Source organism: Pseudomonas sp. JV449 (genome assembly GCF_032424295.1).
Classification (GTDB): domain Bacteria; phylum Pseudomonadota; class Gammaproteobacteria; order Pseudomonadales; family Pseudomonadaceae; genus Aquipseudomonas; species Aquipseudomonas marginalis.
Genome location: NZ_VYKD01000035.1, coordinates 1 through 17,393, shown reverse-complemented (window position 1 = coordinate 17,393; position 17,393 = coordinate 1). Strand labels below are relative to the sequence as shown.

The following is a 17,393-nucleotide window of genomic DNA, read 5'->3' as shown; positions in this document are numbered from 1 at the left end:
ATTCTCGTCGCCATGAAAAAAACTCTCCCTTTAAGCCTGATCGCAGCCCTCGGTGAAAACCGCGTGATCGGCGTCGACAACAGCATGCCCTGGCATTTGCCGGGGGATTTCAAATATTTCAAGGCCACCACGCTCGGCAAGCCGATCATCATGGGGCGCAAGACCTGGGACTCCCTGGGCCGACCGCTGCCGGGGCGCTTGAACATTGTGGTCAGCCGTCAGACCGACCTGGCGCTGGAAGGTGCGGAAGTTTTTCCGTCACTCGATGCCGCCGTGGCGCGGGCTGAAGCCTGGGCGCTGGAGCAGGGCGCGGATGAGCTGATGCTGATCGGCGGTGCGCAGTTGTATGCGCAGGGGCTGGAACAGGCGGATCGCCTGTACCTGACGCGCGTGGCGCTGAGCCCGGAGGGGGATGCGTGGTTTCCGGTGTTTGATGCGAGCCAGTGGAAGTTGGTGTCGAACGTCGAGAGTCCGGCGGAAGGGGACAAGCCGGCGTACAGCTTTGAGGTTTGGGAAAAGGCCTGACTGGCACCAGATTAGTCAGACTTGCAAAAGAAGCCTCGATGCGACACTGTAATGACCAATGTCTTTACAGTGAGGGCTGCCCCATGGCTTCTATCAACGTACGTATCGACGACGACCTTAAGGCTCGTGCTTATCACGAGTTGGAAAAGCTCGGCGTCACCCCATCGGAATTAATGCGGCAAGCCTTGCAGTACGTGGCAGAGCGCGGCCAGTTACCTTTCAAGCCTGTCCTCATGACTGAAGATGATGAGGCATTGTTGGCAACCGTTCGGGAGCGGCTGGCTGCGCCTCAGCGGGTGAAGGTCTCACTGGATGACCTATGAGCTGGATTTCGATACACGGGCTTTGAAGGAATGGCACAAACTGGGCGATACCGTTCGTCAACAGTTTAAAAAGAAGCTGGTTGAGATCCTGATCAATCCACGTATTGAAGCCAGCCGTCTGCATGGCTTGCCCGATTGCTACAAAATCAAGCTGCGCAGCAGTGGCTATCGGTTGGTGTATCAAGTCATTGACCAGGAGATCACGGTGCTTGTCGTGGCTGTCAATAAGCGTGAGCGTGATGAGGTTTACCGAAAGGCTGCTGATCGTTCGAGCTAGCAGGGACTGAGGTCCCTGCTAGCTTATTCCGTCAGGCCTGCGCCAACGCCCCATGCTCATCCGCATCCAACAACGCTTTATCCGTCTGCCCCATGATCTGGCTGGTAATTGCCCCCGCCGTCATCGAACCATTCACGTTCAGCGCCGTACGGCCCATGTCGATCAGCGGCTCCACGGAAATCAGCAGCGCCACCAGTGACACCGGCAAGCCCATGGCCGGGAGCACGATCAACGCGGCAAAGGTCGCGCCGCCGCCCACGCCCGCCACACCGGCCGAACTCAGGGTCACAATCGCTACCAGAGTCGCGATCCACAGCGGGTCCAGCGGGTTGATGCCCACGGTCGGCGCCACCATCACCGCCAACATGGCAGGGTAGAGGCCGGCGCAGCCGTTCTGGCCGATGGTCGCGCCAAACGAGGCGGCGAAGCCGGCGATGGATTGCGGGATGCCCAGGCGGCGGGTCTGCGCTTCAATGCTCAGCGGGATGGCCGCCGCGCTGGAGCGGCTGGTGAAGGCAAAGGTCAGTACCGGCCAGACCTTGCGGAAGAAGCGCAGCGGGTTGATCCCGGCCAACGACAGCAACAGGCCGTGCACCACGAACATCAGGCCCAGGGCCAGGTACGACACCACCACAAAACTGCCGAGCTTGATGATGTCCTGCAGGTTGGAACCGGCGACCACCTTGGTCATCAGCGCCAGCACACCGTACGGCGTCAGCTTCATCACCAGGCGCACCAGGCGCATCACCCAGGCTTGCAGGGTGTCGATGGCGTTGAGCACCTTCTGGCCTTTTTCCACGTCATCCTTGAGCAGTTGCAACGCGGCAACCCCGAGGAAGGCGGCGAAAATCACCACGCTGATGATCGACGTCGGCTTGGCCCGGGCCAGGTCGGCGAACGGGTTGGCCGGCACGAACGAGAGCAGCAACTGCGGGATATTCAGGTCGGCGACCTTGCCGGCGTAATCGCTCTGGATCACTTGCAGGCGTGCCATTTCCTGGGTACCGGCCACCAGGCCTTCGGCGGTGAGGCCGAACAGGTTGGTCAGGCCGATACCGATCAGCGCTGCAATCGCGGTGGTGAACAGCAGCGTACCGATGGTCAGGAAGCTGATCTTGCCCAGGGACGAGGCGTTATGCAGGCGCGCCACGGCACTGAGGATCGAAGCGAATACCAGCGGTATCACGATCATTTGCAACAGTTGCACGTAGCCGTTGCCGACCAGGTCGAACCAGCCGATGGAGGCTTTGAGCACGGGGTTGCCGTCGCCGTAAATGGCGTGCAAGGCCGTACCGAACGCTACGCCGAGGACCAGGGCGAACAGGACCTTCTTGGCGAGGCTCCAGTGGGTGCGACGGGTTTGTGCCAGGCCCAGCAACAGGGCCACGAACACCAGCAAGTTGAGAATCAGGGGCAGATTCATTGAAGCTCCGTTGAGAAGGCAGCCAATCGCGTGAGCCCGCGATTGCGAACCGGAAATCCTAACAGCTTGAAATATATTGATTTAATACCGATATGGAATGGCAGCTGTCGTTTTCGGAATAAGGCTTTGACGCTCTGGCGTATGCCCGTGACGGAATCAGGACGCACACCGTCGTGCTCGCGTTGGGAACTGTCACAGGGATTTGTTAGCGTCCATGTCTTTCACTCAGGGAGACAACGCCTATGAAGCTCGCGCCGAAATTACTAGCCGCCGCATTCTGCCTCGGACTCGCCAGCCAGGCGTTCGCCGCAACCGAGTTGAAACATTGGCCGGCACCCGCCGCCAAACAACTGAACGAGATGATCGCCGCCAACGCCAACAAGGGTAACTTTGCGGTGTTCGACATGGACAACACCAGCTACCGCTACGACCTCGAAGAATCCCTGCTGCCCTACATGGAAAACAAGGGCCTGATCACCCGCGACAGCCTCGACCCGTCGCTCAAGCTGATGCCGTTCAAAGACACCGCCGACCATAAGGAAAGTCTGTTCAGTTACTACTACCGCCTTTGCGAAGTCGACGACATGGTTTGCTACCCGTGGGTTGCGCAGGTGTTTTCCGGCTTTACCCTCAAGGAACTCAAGGTCCAGGTGGATGAACTGATGGCCTCCGGCAAAGCGGTGCCGGTCAGCTATTTTGAAGGCGACGTGGTCAAGCAGTCCGAGGTACAACCGCCGAAGGTCTTCACCGGCCAGGCCGAGCTGTACAACAAGCTGATGGAAAACGGCATCGAGGTGTACGTGATGACCGCCGCGTCGGAAGAACTGGTGCGCATGGTCGCCGCCGATCCGAAGTACGGCTACAACGTCAAACCCGAGAATGTCATCGGCGTGACGACCTTGCTCAAGGACCGCAACACCGGCGAACTGACCACCGCACGTAAACAGATCGCCGCCGGCAAATACGACGAAAAAGCCAACCTCGGCCTGGAACTGACCCCCTACCTGTGGACCCCGGCGACCTGGATGGCCGGCAAGCACGCGGCGATCCTCACCTACATCGACGAATGGAAAAAACCGGTGATCGTCGGCGGCGATACGCCGACCAGCGACGGCTACATGCTGTTCCACGATGTGGACGTGGCCAAGGGCGGCATCCACCTGTGGATCAACCGCAAGGACAAATACATGACCCAACTCAACGGCATGATCGCCAAGCATGCAGCGGCGCAAGCCAAGGAAGGGTTGCCGGTGACGGCGGACAAGAACTGGGTGATCGTCAAGCCTGACGAGATTCAGTAACACCGAGTCGCCTGCATTCCAGGCAAGCCAGCTCCCACATTTTTAAGGTGTTCACACATCAAAAGGTGGGAGGGGGCTTGCCCCCGATGGCTGTCTGAATAGCACTACAAAACCCAGCCTAAAATAGATATCAATTGCGAACCAATCTCATCCTCTGCTAGCGTGCGCACTTCCTGAACCCTCCGTTCTTCTCAAGGTAGTGCTGTGCCCTCCTGGAATTCGCAGATCGCGCGCCTGTTCGCGGAGCAGAAGAAAGCCCTCGAAGCCTTTGTCACTCGCCGCACCGGCAGCGCCCAGGTGGCCGCCGACCTGACTCAGGAGTCGTTCCTGCGCCTGGCTCGCATGGACTGCGGCGAAAAGATCGACAACCTCCCAGCCTTCCTCTTCACCATCGCCAGCAACCTGGTGCGCGATCACCAGCGCCAGGCCATCCGCCGTGAGCGCCTGGACGCCGGCGAGCCCAGCGAAGAGCTGCCGTGCAGCAATCCGGGTGCCGACGAGCAATTAGCCGCTTACCAACAGGAACAACTGATGCAGGATGCGATCCTGGCGTTGCCCCCAGCGACTCGGCAGATCTTCCTGCTTTATCATGTCGACGAACTTTCCTATCGCGAGATCGGCGAACGTCTATCGATCACGGCACGCAGTGTGGAATACCAACTGCGTCGCGCCTTGATTGAATGCCGCGCGTACATCAAGACGCGGCTTGCCTGCGATGAACAAGGATGTCGCTCATGACCGCCACCTCCACTGCCGACGTGTTGTTCGACGAAGCGTCCGGCTGGTATTTCCGCCTGCAGGCCGAGGACGTGACGCCGGCCGACATGGACGCCTTTGCCGCCTGGCTGGGGCAAGGTCCGGCCCAGGATGACGCCTGGCGGGAAGTGCAGGCGATGCTCGGCGGCCTGCGCGAACCTGCGCGGGTGATTCGCCGCGCCGAACAGGCCGCCTGGCGCAAACCGGCGCGAGCCTGGCAGCGCTGGGCGTGTGCTGCGGCGGTGTTGTTGGCCGTGGGGCTTACCGTGCAGAGCACGCCATGGCCCGATCGCCTGCGCGCGGACTACGCCACCGGCACCGGCGAGTCGCGCAGCATCGAACTGGCCGACGGCTCGCACCTGCAACTCAACACCGACAGCGCGGTGCAGATCCGCTTGAGCGGGGGCGAACGGCAAATCCGTTTGCTGCGTGGCGAAGGCTTTTTCGACGTAACCAAGGATCCGACACGGCCCTTCGTGGTGCAGTCCGGCGACGGCTGGGTGAAGGTGGTCGGGACGCAGTTCAGCGTTGCGCGGCGCGATGCGCAGACGCGGGTGCAGGTGGCGCAGGGCAAGGTGCAGGTCAGTGCCGGCAGCGGTGAACCGGTGTACCTGGAGCCAGGGCGGGCCGTGGAATATCAAGGCCAGCGCCTGGCCGAGGTGCATGCTTTCGACCCGGCCAGCGGCTTTGCCTGGCGCCAACGGCAACTGGTGTTCCGCCAGCAGCCGCTGTCGGAAGTGGTGAGCGAGTTGAATCGCTATTGGCCCGGCAAGACTCTGGTGCTAGGTGATGCGCTGCGCAACCGCGTGGTGTCGGGTGTGTTTGAAATCGACAAACCCGAAGCCGTGATCAAAGCGCTGGAGTACACCCTCAACCTGCGTGCCGAGCACTACACCCCGTATTTACTGGTGTTGCGCGAAGGCAAGGCATCGTAATCGCAACTTTTTGAAAAAACTTTCAGGGTTTCTCCCCAGGCACTCGTCCTTGATCACTGAGGCGTAAATAGTAAGCACTCTCAAGTAGTGCGGCGCCGATCACAGACTTTTTGCACCGGGGAGCACCATCCATGGCACATCGATTCGCCGCACGGTCCTTGTTGGCACTGGCCATTTCCATGGCCTGTGGCACTGCGCCGCTGTATTTGCAGGCCGCCGAAACCACCCAGGCCCAGACCTACCGTTTCGATATTGCAGGGCAAAGCCTGGACGGTGCGCTGGCGGCGTTTTCGGCGGTGACGCGAGTTCAGGTGCTGGTGTCGGGTGAGTTGACCCAGGGCGTGCTGTCGCCGGGTGTCAAAGGCAACCTCGGCCAGCGCGAAGCCTTGGGGCAACTGCTCGGCGGTACCGGGCTGAGTGCGGCGTTTATCAACGCGGACACCGTGACCCTGGAAAAGCGCATGGACACAGGCTCTGCCATCGAAGTCGGCGCCACCACCATCAGCGCCGAACACCTGGGCGTGACCACTGAAGGCAGCGGTTCCTACACCACGGGCGCCGTGACCCTGGGCAAGGGCGAGCAAAAGCTCAAGGACATCCCGCAATCGGTCAGCGTCATGACCCGCAAGCAGATGGATGACCAGAACACCACCAAGCTCTCCGAGGTGGTCAAGCGCACGCCCGGCCTGACCGCGACCAAATCTCCCGGCCCCGGCATGTTCATCTTCTCCCGTGGTTTTGAAGTCGGCACCCTGCAATACGACGGTGTGGGCATCCCGCGTAATACCTACACGCTGGGCAGCTACCTCACCGAGAACATGGCGATCTACGACCGCGTCGAAACCCTGCGCGGCCCGGCCGCCTTGCTGCAAGGCGCCAACAGCCCCGGAGGCACGATGAACCTGGTGCGCAAGCGCGGTCAGCAGGCGCCGACCGTGACCATCACCGCCAAGGCGGGCTCATGGGACCATTACGGTACCCAAGTGGATGCTGGCGGCCCGCTGAACGCCGAAGGCACGTTGCGCGGCCGTTTTGTGGCTGACTACGACACTACGGATTCGTTTGTCGATTACGTCGGTGGCTGGAATCAGACAGTCTACGGCGCCGTGGACTACGACTTCAGCCCCGATACCACCGTCGGCGTCGGCATCAGCAACCAGAAAGGCCACTCGCGCCCCAACTTCATGTCGCTGCCGCGTTACGCCGATGGCAGCGATATCGGTCTGTCGCGCTCGACCTTCGTTGGCGCCAGTTGGAACCGTAATGTCAACAACCAGACCCAGGTGTTTGCCGATATCGAGCATCGCTTCAACGAGGACTGGAAGGTGAAAGCGGCGCTGGTGGCAATGGACGAGCACAACGACGCAACCTACCAGGCGACATGGGACACCGTCCCTGTAGGCGGCGGCACTGTGCCCTACGTGGACTGGATCACCGACTTCAATACCAAGAGCCGCGGCGCCGATGTGTATGTAAACGGCAAGTTCGAGGGGCTGGGTTTGCAGCAGGAGATGGTGCTGGGTGCCAACTATTCCAAACTCACCACCAATGACCAGTGGGCTCGGGCGTCAAATCCCGGTGCGGATATCTTCAACATCGACCACAACCGCCCGCAGCGCGACGCATCGCAATTGTTCAGGGACGGCGCTGCCTCCAAGAGCTGGTATGACATCCGTCAGAAGGGCATCTATGGCACCTGGCGCGTAAAAGTCCTGGACCCGCTGACCCTGATCGTCGGTGCACGCACCAGTTGGTATGACTATTCATACATAGGCCAGGGCGGGTTTGGCGGTGTGTATAACGCAGCCGAGAAAAGCACCACGCAAACCACCGGCAAGGTCACGCCGTATGCAGGCCTGGTCTACGCCCTGAATGATCAATGGTCGGCCTATGCCAGCTATGCCGATGCCTTTGAGCCGCAAACCAACCTGACCACCTCCGGCTCGTTGCTCAAACCTATCGAAGGCAAAAACTACGAACTGGGCATCAAGGGCGAGTTGGCCGAGGGTCGCCTCAACACCTCGTTTGCCATCTTCCGTTACGACCAGGAAAACCGTGGCGTCCAGGACCTGCAAGGGCCGATGAACTGCAATGGTTGGTACTGCTCGGTCGCCTCGGGCAAAGTCCGCAGCCAAGGCTTTGAAGCTACCTTGAGCGGTGAAGTGCTGCCAGGCCTGCAACTGGCCTCCAGTTACACCTACAACACCACAAAATTCCTCAAGGACGACACCTACGAAGGCAAGATCTTCAGCACCTGGACCCCCAAGCACCTGCTCAAGGTCTGGGGCGATTACCAACTGCCGGGTGACTGGCAGAAGTTCAGTGTCGGCGCCGGCGTGACCGCGCAAAGCAGCACCGAAGCCTACGACCGCACCTTCAGCGTGCCGGGCAATGCGCTGTGGGATTCACGGGTGGCTTACAAGATCAATCAGGAATTCACCGTGGCGGCGAACCTGTACAACCTGTTCGACAAGAAGTATTACATCCCGGCCTACAACGCGAACTGGGGCAGCAACTACTACGGCGATCCGCGTAATGTGATGTTTACGATGACCTACACACCGCAGTTCTGATTACATCCGGATATAAAAATGCCCCGCATTTAGCGGGGCATTTTCATGTGTGGCGGTTAGCCCTTACAGCCCATCCAGCATCGCCTTGTTACGTACCGCACCCTTGTCGGCACTGGTCGCCAACAGGGCATAGGCCTTCAACGCGGTCGTGACCTTGCGCGGACGCTTCTCCACCGGCTTCCAACCTTTCTTGTCCTGCTCGACCCGGCGTGCCGCCAGCTCTTCGTCACTGATCAACAGGTTGATCGAGCGGTTCGGAATGTCGATCAGGACCTTGTCGCCGTCCTGCACCAGGCCAATCGCACCGCCGGCAGCGGCTTCAGGTGACGCGTGGCCGATGGACAGGCCCGAGGTGCCGCCGGAGAAACGGCCGTCGGTGAGCAGGGCGCAGGCTTTGCCCAGGCCTTTGGATTTCAGGTACGACGTCGGGTAGAGCATCTCTTGCATACCCGGGCCGCCTTTCGGGCCTTCGTAGCGGATGATCACGATGTCGCCTTCCTTGACTTCGTCGGCAAGGATGCCGCGAACCGAGCTGTCCTGGCTTTCGTAGATCTTGGCGCGACCTTCGAAGACGTGGATGGATTCATCCACACCGGCGGTTTTCACCACGCAACCGTCGAGGGCGATGTTGCCGTACAGCACGGCCAGGCCGCCTTCTTTGGAGTAGGCGTGTTCGACACTGCGGATGCAGCCGTTTTCACGGTCGGCGTCCAGGGTGTCCCAACGGGTCGACTGGCTGAACGCGGTCTGGGTCGGGATACCGGCCGGGCCAGCCTTGAAGAAGGTGTGCACGGCTTCGTCGTCAGTCAGGGTGATGTCCCACTTGGCGATGCCTTCGGCCAGGGATTTGCTGTGCACGGTCGGCAGGTCGGTGTGCAGCAGGCCGCCACGGGCCAGGGAGCCTAAGATCGAGAAGATCCCGCCGGCGCGGTGCACGTCTTCCATGTGGTACTTCTGGATGTTTGGCGCGACCTTGCACAGTTGCGGCACATGGCGGGACAGACGGTCGATGTCGCGCAGGTCGAAATCGATCTCGGCTTCCTGGGCCGCAGCCAGCAAGTGCAGGATGGTGTTGGTGGAACCGCCCATGGCGATGTCCAGGGTCATGGCGTTTTCGAACGCCTTGAAGTTGGCGATATTGCGCGGCAATACCGACTCATCGTTCTCGCCGTAGTAGCGCTTGCACAGCTCGACGATGGTGCGGCCGGCCTGCAGGAACAGTTGCTCGCGGTCGCTGTGGGTGGCCAGGGTCGAACCGTTGCCCGGTAATGCCAGGCCGAGGGCTTCGACCAGGCAGTTCATCGAGTTGGCGGTGAACATGCCGGAGCACGACCCGCAGGTCGGGCAGGCGCTGCGCTCGTATTCCGCGACCTTCTCGTCAGAAGCGCTGGAATCGGCGGCGATGACCATGGCGTCGACCAGGTCCAGGCCATGGGAGGCGAGCTTGGTCTTGCCGGCTTCCATCGGGCCGCCGGAGACGAAGATCACCGGGATGTTCAGGCGCAGGGCGGCCATCAGCATGCCGGGGGTGATCTTGTCGCAGTTCGAGATGCACACGATGGCGTCGGCGCAGTGGGCGTTGACCATGTACTCCACGGAGTCGGCGATGATCTCGCGGCTCGGCAGCGAGTACAGCATGCCGTCATGGCCCATGGCGATGCCGTCGTCCACGGCGATGGTGTTGAATTCCTTGGCTACACCGCCGGCGCGCTCGATCTCGCGGGCGACCAGTTGGCCCAGGTCCTTGAGGTGCACGTGGCCGGGTACGAACTGGGTAAAGGAGTTGGCAATGGCGATGATCGGCTTCTTGAAGTCGTCATCTTTCATCCCCGTGGCACGCCACAGTGCGCGGGCGCCGGCCATGTTGCGGCCGTGGGTGGATGTTTTCGAGCGGTAATCAGGCATTGGAGCACTCCGGGCGGCTAATCGGTATCAAAGGGGAGTGAGCTTCTATTGACGTCTGGAACACCCGAAAAATGGCACTGGTGTCCGGAAGTTGCCGCAAACGTGACGGGATCGCCGTGCGCATTGGCCTTGAGCTCATAAACCCGCCGGGGGATGACTGGCGATGAATAGGGCCGATTCTACACCGCTGGCGGCTGGAGGGAATGGGCGTATGTGTATTGGCGGGTTCAACCGACGTTCAGCAATTCCAGGCGACGTGAAATCAACGAATTCAACACGAGGGCCGCTGTACTCAGCAGCAAAAAAGCTAATGCCAGGGTCATCTGCGGGTTATCTGTATTCATGTTGATCAATGCGCTAATCAATCCACCCAGTATAAAAATTAAAGTGTTCCCAGCCGACGCCGCGGTGCCTGCATTTTCCGGAAACACGTCCATAGCTTTAGAGGTAGCGATGGGCCGACAAATGGTAGTTCCGGTGGTGCAGACGATCATTGGGATTAATACTGTCATCGTTGAAAGCTCAAAAGTGCTGGAAAAAAAGAGCATCAATAGCCCAGAACAAAAAATCAGGGCCAAACCGAGCACGATTTGAACCTTGGGCGCCAGCCTATTAGCGAGTATGCGAGCTACGATGCCGCCAGCAATATAGGCCGCGCCGTAAAGTAGCAAGGTTAGTGAGAATTCATAAGTGGATAGCTGCAACTGATCCATGAAGATGAGCGGTGATATGACGATGAATGAAAAGTGGCAGGCGAAAGCAATTGCTGCAATTAGCCAGTAACCGACGAAGCTGCGGTTGCTGAGTACCCGTTGATAAGCGCAGAAAATATCTTCCTTTGGATGAAAGTTTACATGATGATTGTCTAGTAAAAAATACGCTTTTGACAAAACGCCAAGGGCCAATACGATAAAAAGAAAAAAGCTGCCAGGCCAGTCAAAAAGCTGTTGCAGTACACTACCAAGTAGCGGAGATATTGAAATAAAAATGCCACTCGCCGTGATCATCAGGATTCTCAGCTGGTCCCTTTCTTTACCTTCAAACATATCCTGAACCAACGCCTGTGACAGCACGAAGCAGCCGCAACCGATGGCTTGGACCATTCTAAATATCAGAAACCACATATATTCGGTCGAGAATACGCAACCGGTGGCACCTACAATGGATACAACCATCCCGCCAATCAACAACCCCTTGCGCCCTACGATATCTGAGAGTGGTCCGATTAAAAGTTGTGATAGGGAGATACCGATAGCAAAAAGGCTAATAGAGAACGCAATATCCGAAGGTTTATTTTGAAAGTGTTCAGCCAGTGCGGGGAAAGAAGGGAGTAAAACATCTAGAGGGAAAACACCAAGTAACACCATGGTCATTAATAGCACGATCGCCGACCTTTGTCTTTTTTTGTTACCGTTAGCGGTACGTGTCTTATTCATCTATAAGCCCCACATTTGAGAACAGCTGGCGAATATCAGTTCGTTTAAAAAAACCTGCTTTTTTCAATGCTTGAAATGTGGTGCTGGCACCTTCGCGAGCGCGAAGAATATGGGCGTGCGGGTCAGCCATCATGGTCAGGACTTGATCGACAGTGGTCTCACTTAATTGCACGCTTCGTAAACTCAATTCGAGCCATTTCTTATCCGTCTCAAAGAAAATAAGGATAATATCTAAGAGCTGTTTGGCAGATAGAATTCGTTGCTCGTCACTCATCTGAATCCACAAATAATGAAAGACTTCGCTAAAATATCGACTGTGTCGGGCCTCGTCAGCGAGGTGATCTTTGAGCATCTCCTGAACGCAGCAGACCAAGTTTTTTTGATAAACATCACGTAGATCTTTTGCAATGATGGTTTCCGATACGAAACCAATTAGAAGCCACGTGATCGACTTCTGCTTATTCGGGGTGGTATCGATTAGCTGATTGAGTTTTGTTATTCGTCTGTGGATAGTTGATTGAGTTGCCATATCATAAAATTTACTGACTTGTTCGGCAAGCTGATAGGAGAATAGCGCGTGATAACCTTCGTCAGTGTAAAGCTGCAGTGCCGCTGTTTTCATACGAGAAGGTATCGTAAATTCAAGCTCGTCATGAATTATTATTTCTACGGAGCGATTAACGATCTGGTGTTCAAGTAGTGTTGTGTAGTTTAGGAAGTTTACTAAGTGATTGGCGCAGAGACGCTTAGTGATGGCTTTGTCGGCTAATTTGACTTCCGGATGTTTAAGATAGGGAAGTAGGGCGGGAGGAAACCAATCTCTTGACTCCAGCTGTTTTTCTAAATCTTGAGGTAACTTGTATTGGTAATCGCTGGTTCTTACTGATGCGCGGGTGTTCCAGTCTCCAAGAGTGAAGCTGGCTTTCCACAGATCAGAGTCGATGAGCGGCTCAACCATAATTCCTACCCTCGGTTGTTTAGCAGCGATTTTAGTTCCCTGCATATCACTTGTCCGTCACTTTTACCGCACCCGACAAAAAATAAAACTTGTTCAGGATTGTTTTCTTCAAATCCTAATAAGGATTCAACTTGATTGTCTGTAAGTGCGCCCGTTAACCAAGTGCTCAGTCCCATCGCTGTTGCGACCAGTTGGTAGGTTTGTGAAATATGTCCCGCTTCGACATAAGCCATTCGATAAGCTCGTGAGTGCTCGTATTTCCACCAGAGTTTGTCAAATCGACAAGTGATGAAGAGACCTGCCGGGAGTTCGTTAATGAAGTGCTGTCCTGAAAGCACTTGCCCCAATGCCGTTTTCAGTTGCGTATTGACGGTGCTTAGAGTGTGCTCGGATGCGTTATAAGCGTAAATGCCCGGCTTCAACCCATCTATATTTTTAGCGTAAAGGAAACCTTCACACGCGTTTAATCCCCCACCGGAAGGGCTGCTCCTTCGGGCTTCGAGTCCTTTTGCAATACTTTCATCAACATTGTTTGCTCGTTCGTTTAAGTGTCCTAAGCATAAGTAAAGAATTGTACTTATGGTTTGCAGGGCAACGGATTCGCCTGTGAATGTACGGCAGGTTTTTCGGGTGAGCAATGCACTTTGAAGTGAATTCTCTGAAAGGTTAATAGGTGCTGGTAAGCGAATTAATGGAGTGTCAGCTTCGTGTTTGTGTATTCGGTCTGGAGGGGGAGGTGTTGATAATGTTTTTGCACAATGGTCTAAGTAGATGCTCGCCCATTCGTCTGCGTTTTCGGGCATTCGGTCACAAGGTATGTTTTTGGTGCCAATATGGAAAATTTTTGATAACTCATCCCAGCCCCAATTAATTGGCGTAGACGGTGTGTCTGTCAAAATTTCGGCTTCTAATAGCTGAGTGTCTATTGGGTTTGAATCATCGAAGATTTTTGGATCGTTTATCAGGTTGGTGAGTCGTACTGAGTATTCTAGGTTGAGCTCGTATTGTTTGTGATTTTTATAGTTCCAAACTATCGCTGTAGGTGTTTTGGAGAGTATAAATATATAAGGGTTTATCTGCATTGCACTGCCTCCGTGCGGAGCGGAAAAACGCTGGGTAGTCGGCACTCCCCAGCGTTTTAGTTGCTTAGCGGGCTTTCAGTGCTACCAAGAAAGCCAAGTTGGCGATGTGGGAAGTTTCCAGTTTGATATTTTTCACTTTGGATCTCCTTATTTATTTTCAACTTTATATTCAATCAAAGTGTTGCCGTCATCGGTGACAATTGAATGATAGGATTTAATGATGAAATTTCAAGAAAAAAACGCGTAGGAATATTCGAGTTTTTTTGTCGGATTGGTACTACGAAGTGGCGTGGGGTAGTTATTCTATGCTTAATAGGCAGTCGGTAAAATACGGTCGGGCGGAATGGCTTAGATGTAATGAAATCATGGGAGATCCATTTTGGATCCCCTATTCAGATGTTAATCAGCTATTAGGCAACAACCGGCACGTAATGCTCTTGATATACCGCGTCTCGACAATCGCCGGATGCACCGGATGATCCGGGCCCTGGCCGCCACGTTCCAGCATCTGGATATTGCGGTCCAGATGGCGGGCGCTGGTCAGCAGGATGTTCTGCAGGTCGTCTTCCGGCAGGTGCATGGAGCACGAGGCGCTGACCAGGATGCCGTCCTTGCTGAGCAGGCGCATGGCTTGCTCGTTCAGGCGGCGATAGGCGCCTTCGCCGTTCTTCATGTCTTTCTTGCGCTTGATGAAGGCCGGTGGGTCGGCGACGATCACGTCGAAGCGCTCTTCGCTGGCTTTCAGCTCCTTGAGGGCTTCAAAGACGTCGCCTTCGATGCAGGTCATCTTCTCGGCGACGCCGTTCAGCGCGGCGTTGCGCTCCACGCCATCGAGGGCGAAGGCCGAGGCGTCGACGCAGAACACTTCACTGGCGCCGAAGGCCGCGGCTTGCACGCCCCAGCCGCCGATGTAGCTGTACAGGTCGAGTACGCGTTTGCCTTTGGCGTATGGGGCCAGGCGCGCGCGGTTCATGCGGTGGTCGTAGAACCAGCCGGTTTTCTGGCCCTGGATCACCGGGGCTTCGAATTTCACGCCGTTTTCTTCCAGCGCCACCCACTCCGGCACCAGGCCGAACACGGTTTCGACGTAGCGGTTGAGGCCTTCGGCGTCGCGCGCGGCGGAGTCGTTCTTGAACAGGATGCCGCTCGGCTTGAGCACTTGGGTCAGGGCGGCGATCACGTCGTCTTTATGGGCTTCCATGGTCGCCGAGGCGATCTGAACTACCAGGATATCGCCGAAACGGTCGACCACCAGGCCCGGCAGCAGGTCGGAATCGCCGTAGACCAGGCGGTAGAACGGCTTGTCGAACAGGCGATCACGCAGGGACAGGGCGACGTTGATGCGGTGCACCAGCAGCGACTTGTCCAGTGGCAACTTGATGTCGCGCGACAGCAGGCGTGCGCAGATCAGGTTGTTCGGGCTCATGGCCACGATGCCCAGGGTCTTGCCGCCGGCCGCTTCCAGGATGGCCTGGTCGCCCGCCTGGAAGCCGTGCAGAGGGGTGGCGGCCACGTCGATTTCGTTGCTGTAGACCCACAGGTGGCCGTTGCGCAAACGACGATCGGCGTTGGCTTTGAGACGCAGGCTTGGCAGGGACATGACTGTCGCTCCGGAAAAAAGAGCGGGAGTATACCTTGTTATGTAGGAAATGGCCGGGCTGCCGGATGTGCGGGGAGGTGTCAGCCGGGGGGAGATAAGGGTTAGAATCCCCACCTAGCCCAGAGTGTGTACTTATGTCCCAAGAGCTTTCCGCCGAACAGATCCAGCAGGCCCTCCAAGGCATCAGCGTGCCGCCCCAGCCGCAAATCATGGTGGATTTGCAGATGGAGCAGTACATGCCCGACCCGGACCTGGAAGTGATCGCGCGGTTGATCTCCCAGGACCCGGGCCTCTCCGGCGCGCTGCTGAAGATCGTCAACTCGTCCTATTACGGCCTGAGCAACAAGATCGCCTCGATCCAGCGCGCGGTGAACCTGCTGGGCAGCCGCTCGATCATCAACCTGATCAACGCCCTGTCGATCAGGGGCGAGATGAGCGACGACACCATCGTCACCCTCAACCGCTTCTGGGACACCGCCCAGGACGTGGCCATGACCTGCCTCACCCTGGCCAAGCGCACCGGCGCCCAGGCGGTGGACGAGGCCTATGCCCTGGGGCTGTTCCACGACTGCGGCGTGCCGCTGATGCTCAAGCGTTTCCCCAACTACATGACGGTGCTCGAAGAGGCCTACGCCAATGCCGGCCCCGACTGCCGCGTGGTCGACACCGAAAACAATGCGTTCAACACCAACCATGCCGTGGTCGGCTACTACACCGCCAAGTCCTGGCGCCTGCCGGAGCATGTGACCGACGCCATCGCCAACCACCACAATGCCCTGGCGATCTTCAGCGATGAGACGTCGCGCAATCCGCAGCTGAAAAACCTGCTGGCGATCCTGAAGATGGCCGAGCACATCTGCTCGTCCTGCCGCGTGCTGGGCAACCAGTCGGTGGACCATGAGTGGAATGCCATCGGCCACCTGGTGCTGGACTACGTGGGCCTGTCGGACTACGACTTCGAAAGCCTGAAGTTGTCGATCCGCGAACTGGGCGCGCACTGATCCCCCCTTCACGAGGTACACATGCCCGAGTTACCAGAAGTCGAAACCACCCGGCGTGGGATTGCGCCGCACCTGGAAGGCCAGCGGGTCAGTCGCGTGGTGGTGCGTGAGCGGCGCCTGCGCTGGCCGATCCCGGAAGACCTGGATGTGCGCCTGTCCGGCCAGCGCATCGTGCTGGTGGAGCGGCGCGCCAAGTACCTGTTGATCAATGCCGAAGTGGGCACCTTGATCAGCCACCTGGGCATGTCGGGCAGCTTGCGCCTGGTCGAGGTCGGCATGCCGGCGGCCAAGCATGAACATGTGGATATCGAGTTGGAATCCGGCCTGGCCCTGCGCTACACCGACCCTCGGCGTTTCGGCGCGATGCTCTGGAGCCAGGACCCGCACAACCATGAACTGCTGATTCGCCTGGGGCCGGAGCCGTTGACCGAGCTGTTTGACGGTGAGCGGTTGTTCCAGCTGTCCCGCGGCAAGTCGATGGCGGTGAAGCCGTTCATCATGGACAACGCGGTGGTGGTGGGCGTGGGCAATATCTATGCGACTGAAGCGTTGTTTGCGGCGGGGATTGATCCGCGCCGCGCGGCCGGCGGTATTTCACGCGGGCGTTATGTGAAGCTGGCGATCGAGATCAAGCGCATTCTGGCGGCGGCGATCGAGCGTGGCGGCACCACGCTGCGGGACTTTATCGGTGGCGATGGGCAGCCAGGGTATTTCCAGCAGGAATTGTTCGTCTACGGCCGCGGTGGCGAGGCGTGCAAGGTCTGTGGGAGCGAATTGCGCAACGTGGTGCTGGGGCAGCGGGCGAGTGTGTTTTGCCCCAGGTGCCAGAGCTGATTGCTGGGTGATGACTGATATGGCCATCGGGGGCTTGCCCCCGATGAGCATAAGTATCTACACAACTTCAGTAGGATAACGCGTAGCAGCTGTCGAGCCTTGGCGAGGCTGCGTTTGCGGCGTGTCTGACACACCGCCGACGCAGCCTCGCCAAGGCTCGACAGCTGCTACGCAGGGGGCTCGGCTCAAGATGTGTAGATACTTATGCCCCGATGAGGCCCTGATAGGCGCTGAAGAACCTCAAGCCTTACCGGTAATCTTCCGGTACTTCTCCATCAACTGCTCTTCCGTCTCCGGATGGGCTTCATCCAGCGGAATGCAATCCACCGGGCACACTTGCTGGCACTGTGGCTCGTCGTAGTGACCGACGCACTGGGTGCACAGGTTGGGGTCGCTCACGTAGATCTCTTCGCACTGGGAGATGGCGGCGTTCGGGCACTCGGGTTCGCAGACGTCGCAATTGA

16 protein-coding genes are annotated in these 17,393 nt (G+C 57.7%); 9 read left to right on the top strand and 7 right to left on the bottom strand.

The annotated features are described in order from the left end of the window. Positions 1-12: 12 nt before the first annotated feature. From F6S08_RS30470 to F6S08_RS30460, 3 genes are all read left to right on the top strand, one after another. Entirely contained in the window at positions 13-525 is a 513-nt protein-coding gene (locus tag F6S08_RS30470; protein ID WP_065923876.1) for a dihydrofolate reductase, read from the top strand. An 83-nt stretch (positions 526-608) separates the two neighbouring features. Then, complete coding sequence (locus F6S08_RS30465; protein ID WP_033897026.1) at positions 609-848, top strand: type II toxin-antitoxin system RelB/DinJ family antitoxin; 240 nt, start codon at positions 609-611, stop codon at positions 846-848. Then, on the top strand, positions 838-1,125 hold the full coding sequence (locus tag F6S08_RS30460) for a type II toxin-antitoxin system RelE family toxin (RefSeq protein ID WP_065923875.1): 288 nt from the start codon (positions 838-840) through the stop codon (positions 1,123-1,125). The genes F6S08_RS30465 and F6S08_RS30460 overlap by 11 nt, the downstream gene beginning before the upstream one ends. Positions 1,126-1,156: 31 nt before the next feature. Here F6S08_RS30460 and F6S08_RS30455 read toward each other — a convergent pair whose 3' ends face one another. Beyond that, on the bottom strand, positions 1,157-2,548 hold the full coding sequence (locus F6S08_RS30455) for an L-cystine transporter (protein ID WP_065923874.1): 1,392 nt from the start codon (positions 2,546-2,548) through the stop codon (positions 1,157-1,159). A gap of 242 nt (positions 2,549-2,790) precedes the next feature. On the opposite strand from F6S08_RS30455, the gene F6S08_RS30450 reads away from it, so the two are divergent. The 4 genes from F6S08_RS30450 (at position 2,791) to F6S08_RS30435 (ending at position 8,113) form a co-directional block, all read left to right on the top strand. Continuing rightward, positions 2,791-3,849 (top strand): phosphorylcholine phosphatase, encoded by a 1,059-nt coding sequence (locus F6S08_RS30450; RefSeq protein WP_065923873.1) that lies wholly within the window; start codon positions 2,791-2,793, stop codon positions 3,847-3,849. A 204-nt stretch (positions 3,850-4,053) separates the two neighbouring features. Beyond that, positions 4,054-4,587 (top strand): RNA polymerase sigma factor, encoded by a 534-nt coding sequence (locus tag F6S08_RS30445; RefSeq protein WP_065923872.1) that lies wholly within the window; start codon positions 4,054-4,056, stop codon positions 4,585-4,587. Next, positions 4,584-5,540, top strand: a complete 957-nt coding sequence (locus tag F6S08_RS30440; RefSeq protein WP_315872716.1) for a FecR family protein — start codon at positions 4,584-4,586, stop codon at positions 5,538-5,540. The genes F6S08_RS30445 and F6S08_RS30440 overlap by 4 nt, the downstream gene beginning before the upstream one ends. Before the next feature lie 131 nt (positions 5,541-5,671). Next, on the top strand, positions 5,672-8,113 hold the full coding sequence (locus F6S08_RS30435) for a TonB-dependent siderophore receptor (RefSeq protein WP_065946528.1): 2,442 nt from the start codon (positions 5,672-5,674) through the stop codon (positions 8,111-8,113). A 63-nt stretch (positions 8,114-8,176) separates the two neighbouring features. Here F6S08_RS30435 and ilvD read toward each other — a convergent pair whose 3' ends face one another. From ilvD to F6S08_RS30410, 5 genes are all read right to left on the bottom strand, one after another. Then, positions 8,177-10,018: a dihydroxy-acid dehydratase gene (gene ilvD / locus F6S08_RS30430; protein WP_027606118.1), complete on the bottom strand. Its 1,842-nt coding sequence runs from the start codon at positions 10,016-10,018 to the stop codon at positions 8,177-8,179. 227 nt (positions 10,019-10,245) lie between these two features. Further along, entirely contained in the window at positions 10,246-11,454 is a 1,209-nt protein-coding gene (locus F6S08_RS30425; RefSeq protein WP_315335321.1) for a multidrug effflux MFS transporter, read from the bottom strand. After that, on the bottom strand, positions 11,447-12,412 hold the full coding sequence (locus F6S08_RS30420) for a diiron oxygenase (protein ID WP_315335414.1): 966 nt from the start codon (positions 12,410-12,412) through the stop codon (positions 11,447-11,449). The genes F6S08_RS30425 and F6S08_RS30420 overlap by 8 nt, the downstream gene beginning before the upstream one ends. A gap of 5 nt (positions 12,413-12,417) precedes the next feature. After that, positions 12,418-13,494, bottom strand: a complete 1,077-nt coding sequence (locus F6S08_RS30415; RefSeq protein WP_315872715.1) for a SagB family peptide dehydrogenase — start codon at positions 13,492-13,494, stop codon at positions 12,418-12,420. 403 nt (positions 13,495-13,897) lie between these two features. After that, entirely contained in the window at positions 13,898-15,094 is a 1,197-nt protein-coding gene (locus tag F6S08_RS30410; protein WP_065938099.1) for a class I SAM-dependent rRNA methyltransferase, read from the bottom strand. A 188-nt stretch (positions 15,095-15,282) separates the two neighbouring features. Here F6S08_RS30410 and F6S08_RS30405 point away from each other — a divergent pair, with 188 nt between their 5' ends. Together F6S08_RS30405 and mutM are read left to right on the top strand one after the other, a co-directional pair. Then, positions 15,283-16,095 carry an HDOD domain-containing protein gene (locus tag F6S08_RS30405; protein ID WP_169898796.1) on the top strand — a complete coding sequence of 271 codons (813 nt, stop codon included), beginning with the start codon at positions 15,283-15,285 and terminating at the stop codon, positions 16,093-16,095. A 21-nt stretch (positions 16,096-16,116) separates the two neighbouring features. Beyond that, on the top strand, positions 16,117-16,929 hold the full coding sequence (gene mutM, locus F6S08_RS30400; RefSeq protein ID WP_315872714.1) for a bifunctional DNA-formamidopyrimidine glycosylase/DNA-(apurinic or apyrimidinic site) lyase: 813 nt from the start codon (positions 16,117-16,119) through the stop codon (positions 16,927-16,929). 240 nt (positions 16,930-17,169) lie between these two features. Here mutM and F6S08_RS30395 read toward each other — a convergent pair. After that, positions 17,170-17,393 (bottom strand): YfhL family 4Fe-4S dicluster ferredoxin (locus F6S08_RS30395; protein ID WP_315872713.1); only part of this gene is annotated, 224 nt, incomplete at its 5' end.

Bases quoted from the DNA above. Each gene is read 5' to 3' on its own strand.
- F6S08_RS30425 (WP_315335321.1), bottom strand. From the start codon at position 11,454: ATGAATAAGACACGTACCGCTAACGGTAACAAAAAAAGACAAAGGTCG.
- F6S08_RS30410 (WP_065938099.1), bottom strand. From the start codon at position 15,094: ATGTCCCTGCCAAGCCTGCGTCTCAAAGCCAACGCCGATCGTCGTTTG.
- F6S08_RS30460 (WP_065923875.1), top strand. From the start codon at position 838: ATGACCTATGAGCTGGATTTCGATACACGGGCTTTGAAGGAATGGCAC.
- F6S08_RS30420 (WP_315335414.1), bottom strand. From the start codon at position 12,412: ATGGTTGAGCCGCTCATCGACTCTGATCTGTGGAAAGCCAGCTTCACT.
- mutM (WP_315872714.1), top strand. From the start codon at position 16,117: ATGCCCGAGTTACCAGAAGTCGAAACCACCCGGCGTGGGATTGCGCCG.
- F6S08_RS30415 (WP_315872715.1), bottom strand. From the start codon at position 13,494: ATGCAGATAAACCCTTATATATTTATACTCTCCAAAACACCTACAGCG.
- F6S08_RS30465 (WP_033897026.1), top strand. From the start codon at position 609: ATGGCTTCTATCAACGTACGTATCGACGACGACCTTAAGGCTCGTGCT.
- F6S08_RS30455 (WP_065923874.1), bottom strand. From the start codon at position 2,548: ATGAATCTGCCCCTGATTCTCAACTTGCTGGTGTTCGTGGCCCTGTTG.
- ilvD (WP_027606118.1), bottom strand. From the start codon at position 10,018: ATGCCTGATTACCGCTCGAAAACATCCACCCACGGCCGCAACATGGCC.
- F6S08_RS30470 (WP_065923876.1), top strand. From the start codon at position 13: ATGAAAAAAACTCTCCCTTTAAGCCTGATCGCAGCCCTCGGTGAAAAC.
- F6S08_RS30450 (WP_065923873.1), top strand. From the start codon at position 2,791: ATGAAGCTCGCGCCGAAATTACTAGCCGCCGCATTCTGCCTCGGACTC.
- F6S08_RS30435 (WP_065946528.1), top strand. From the start codon at position 5,672: ATGGCACATCGATTCGCCGCACGGTCCTTGTTGGCACTGGCCATTTCC.
- F6S08_RS30440 (WP_315872716.1), top strand. From the start codon at position 4,584: ATGACCGCCACCTCCACTGCCGACGTGTTGTTCGACGAAGCGTCCGGC.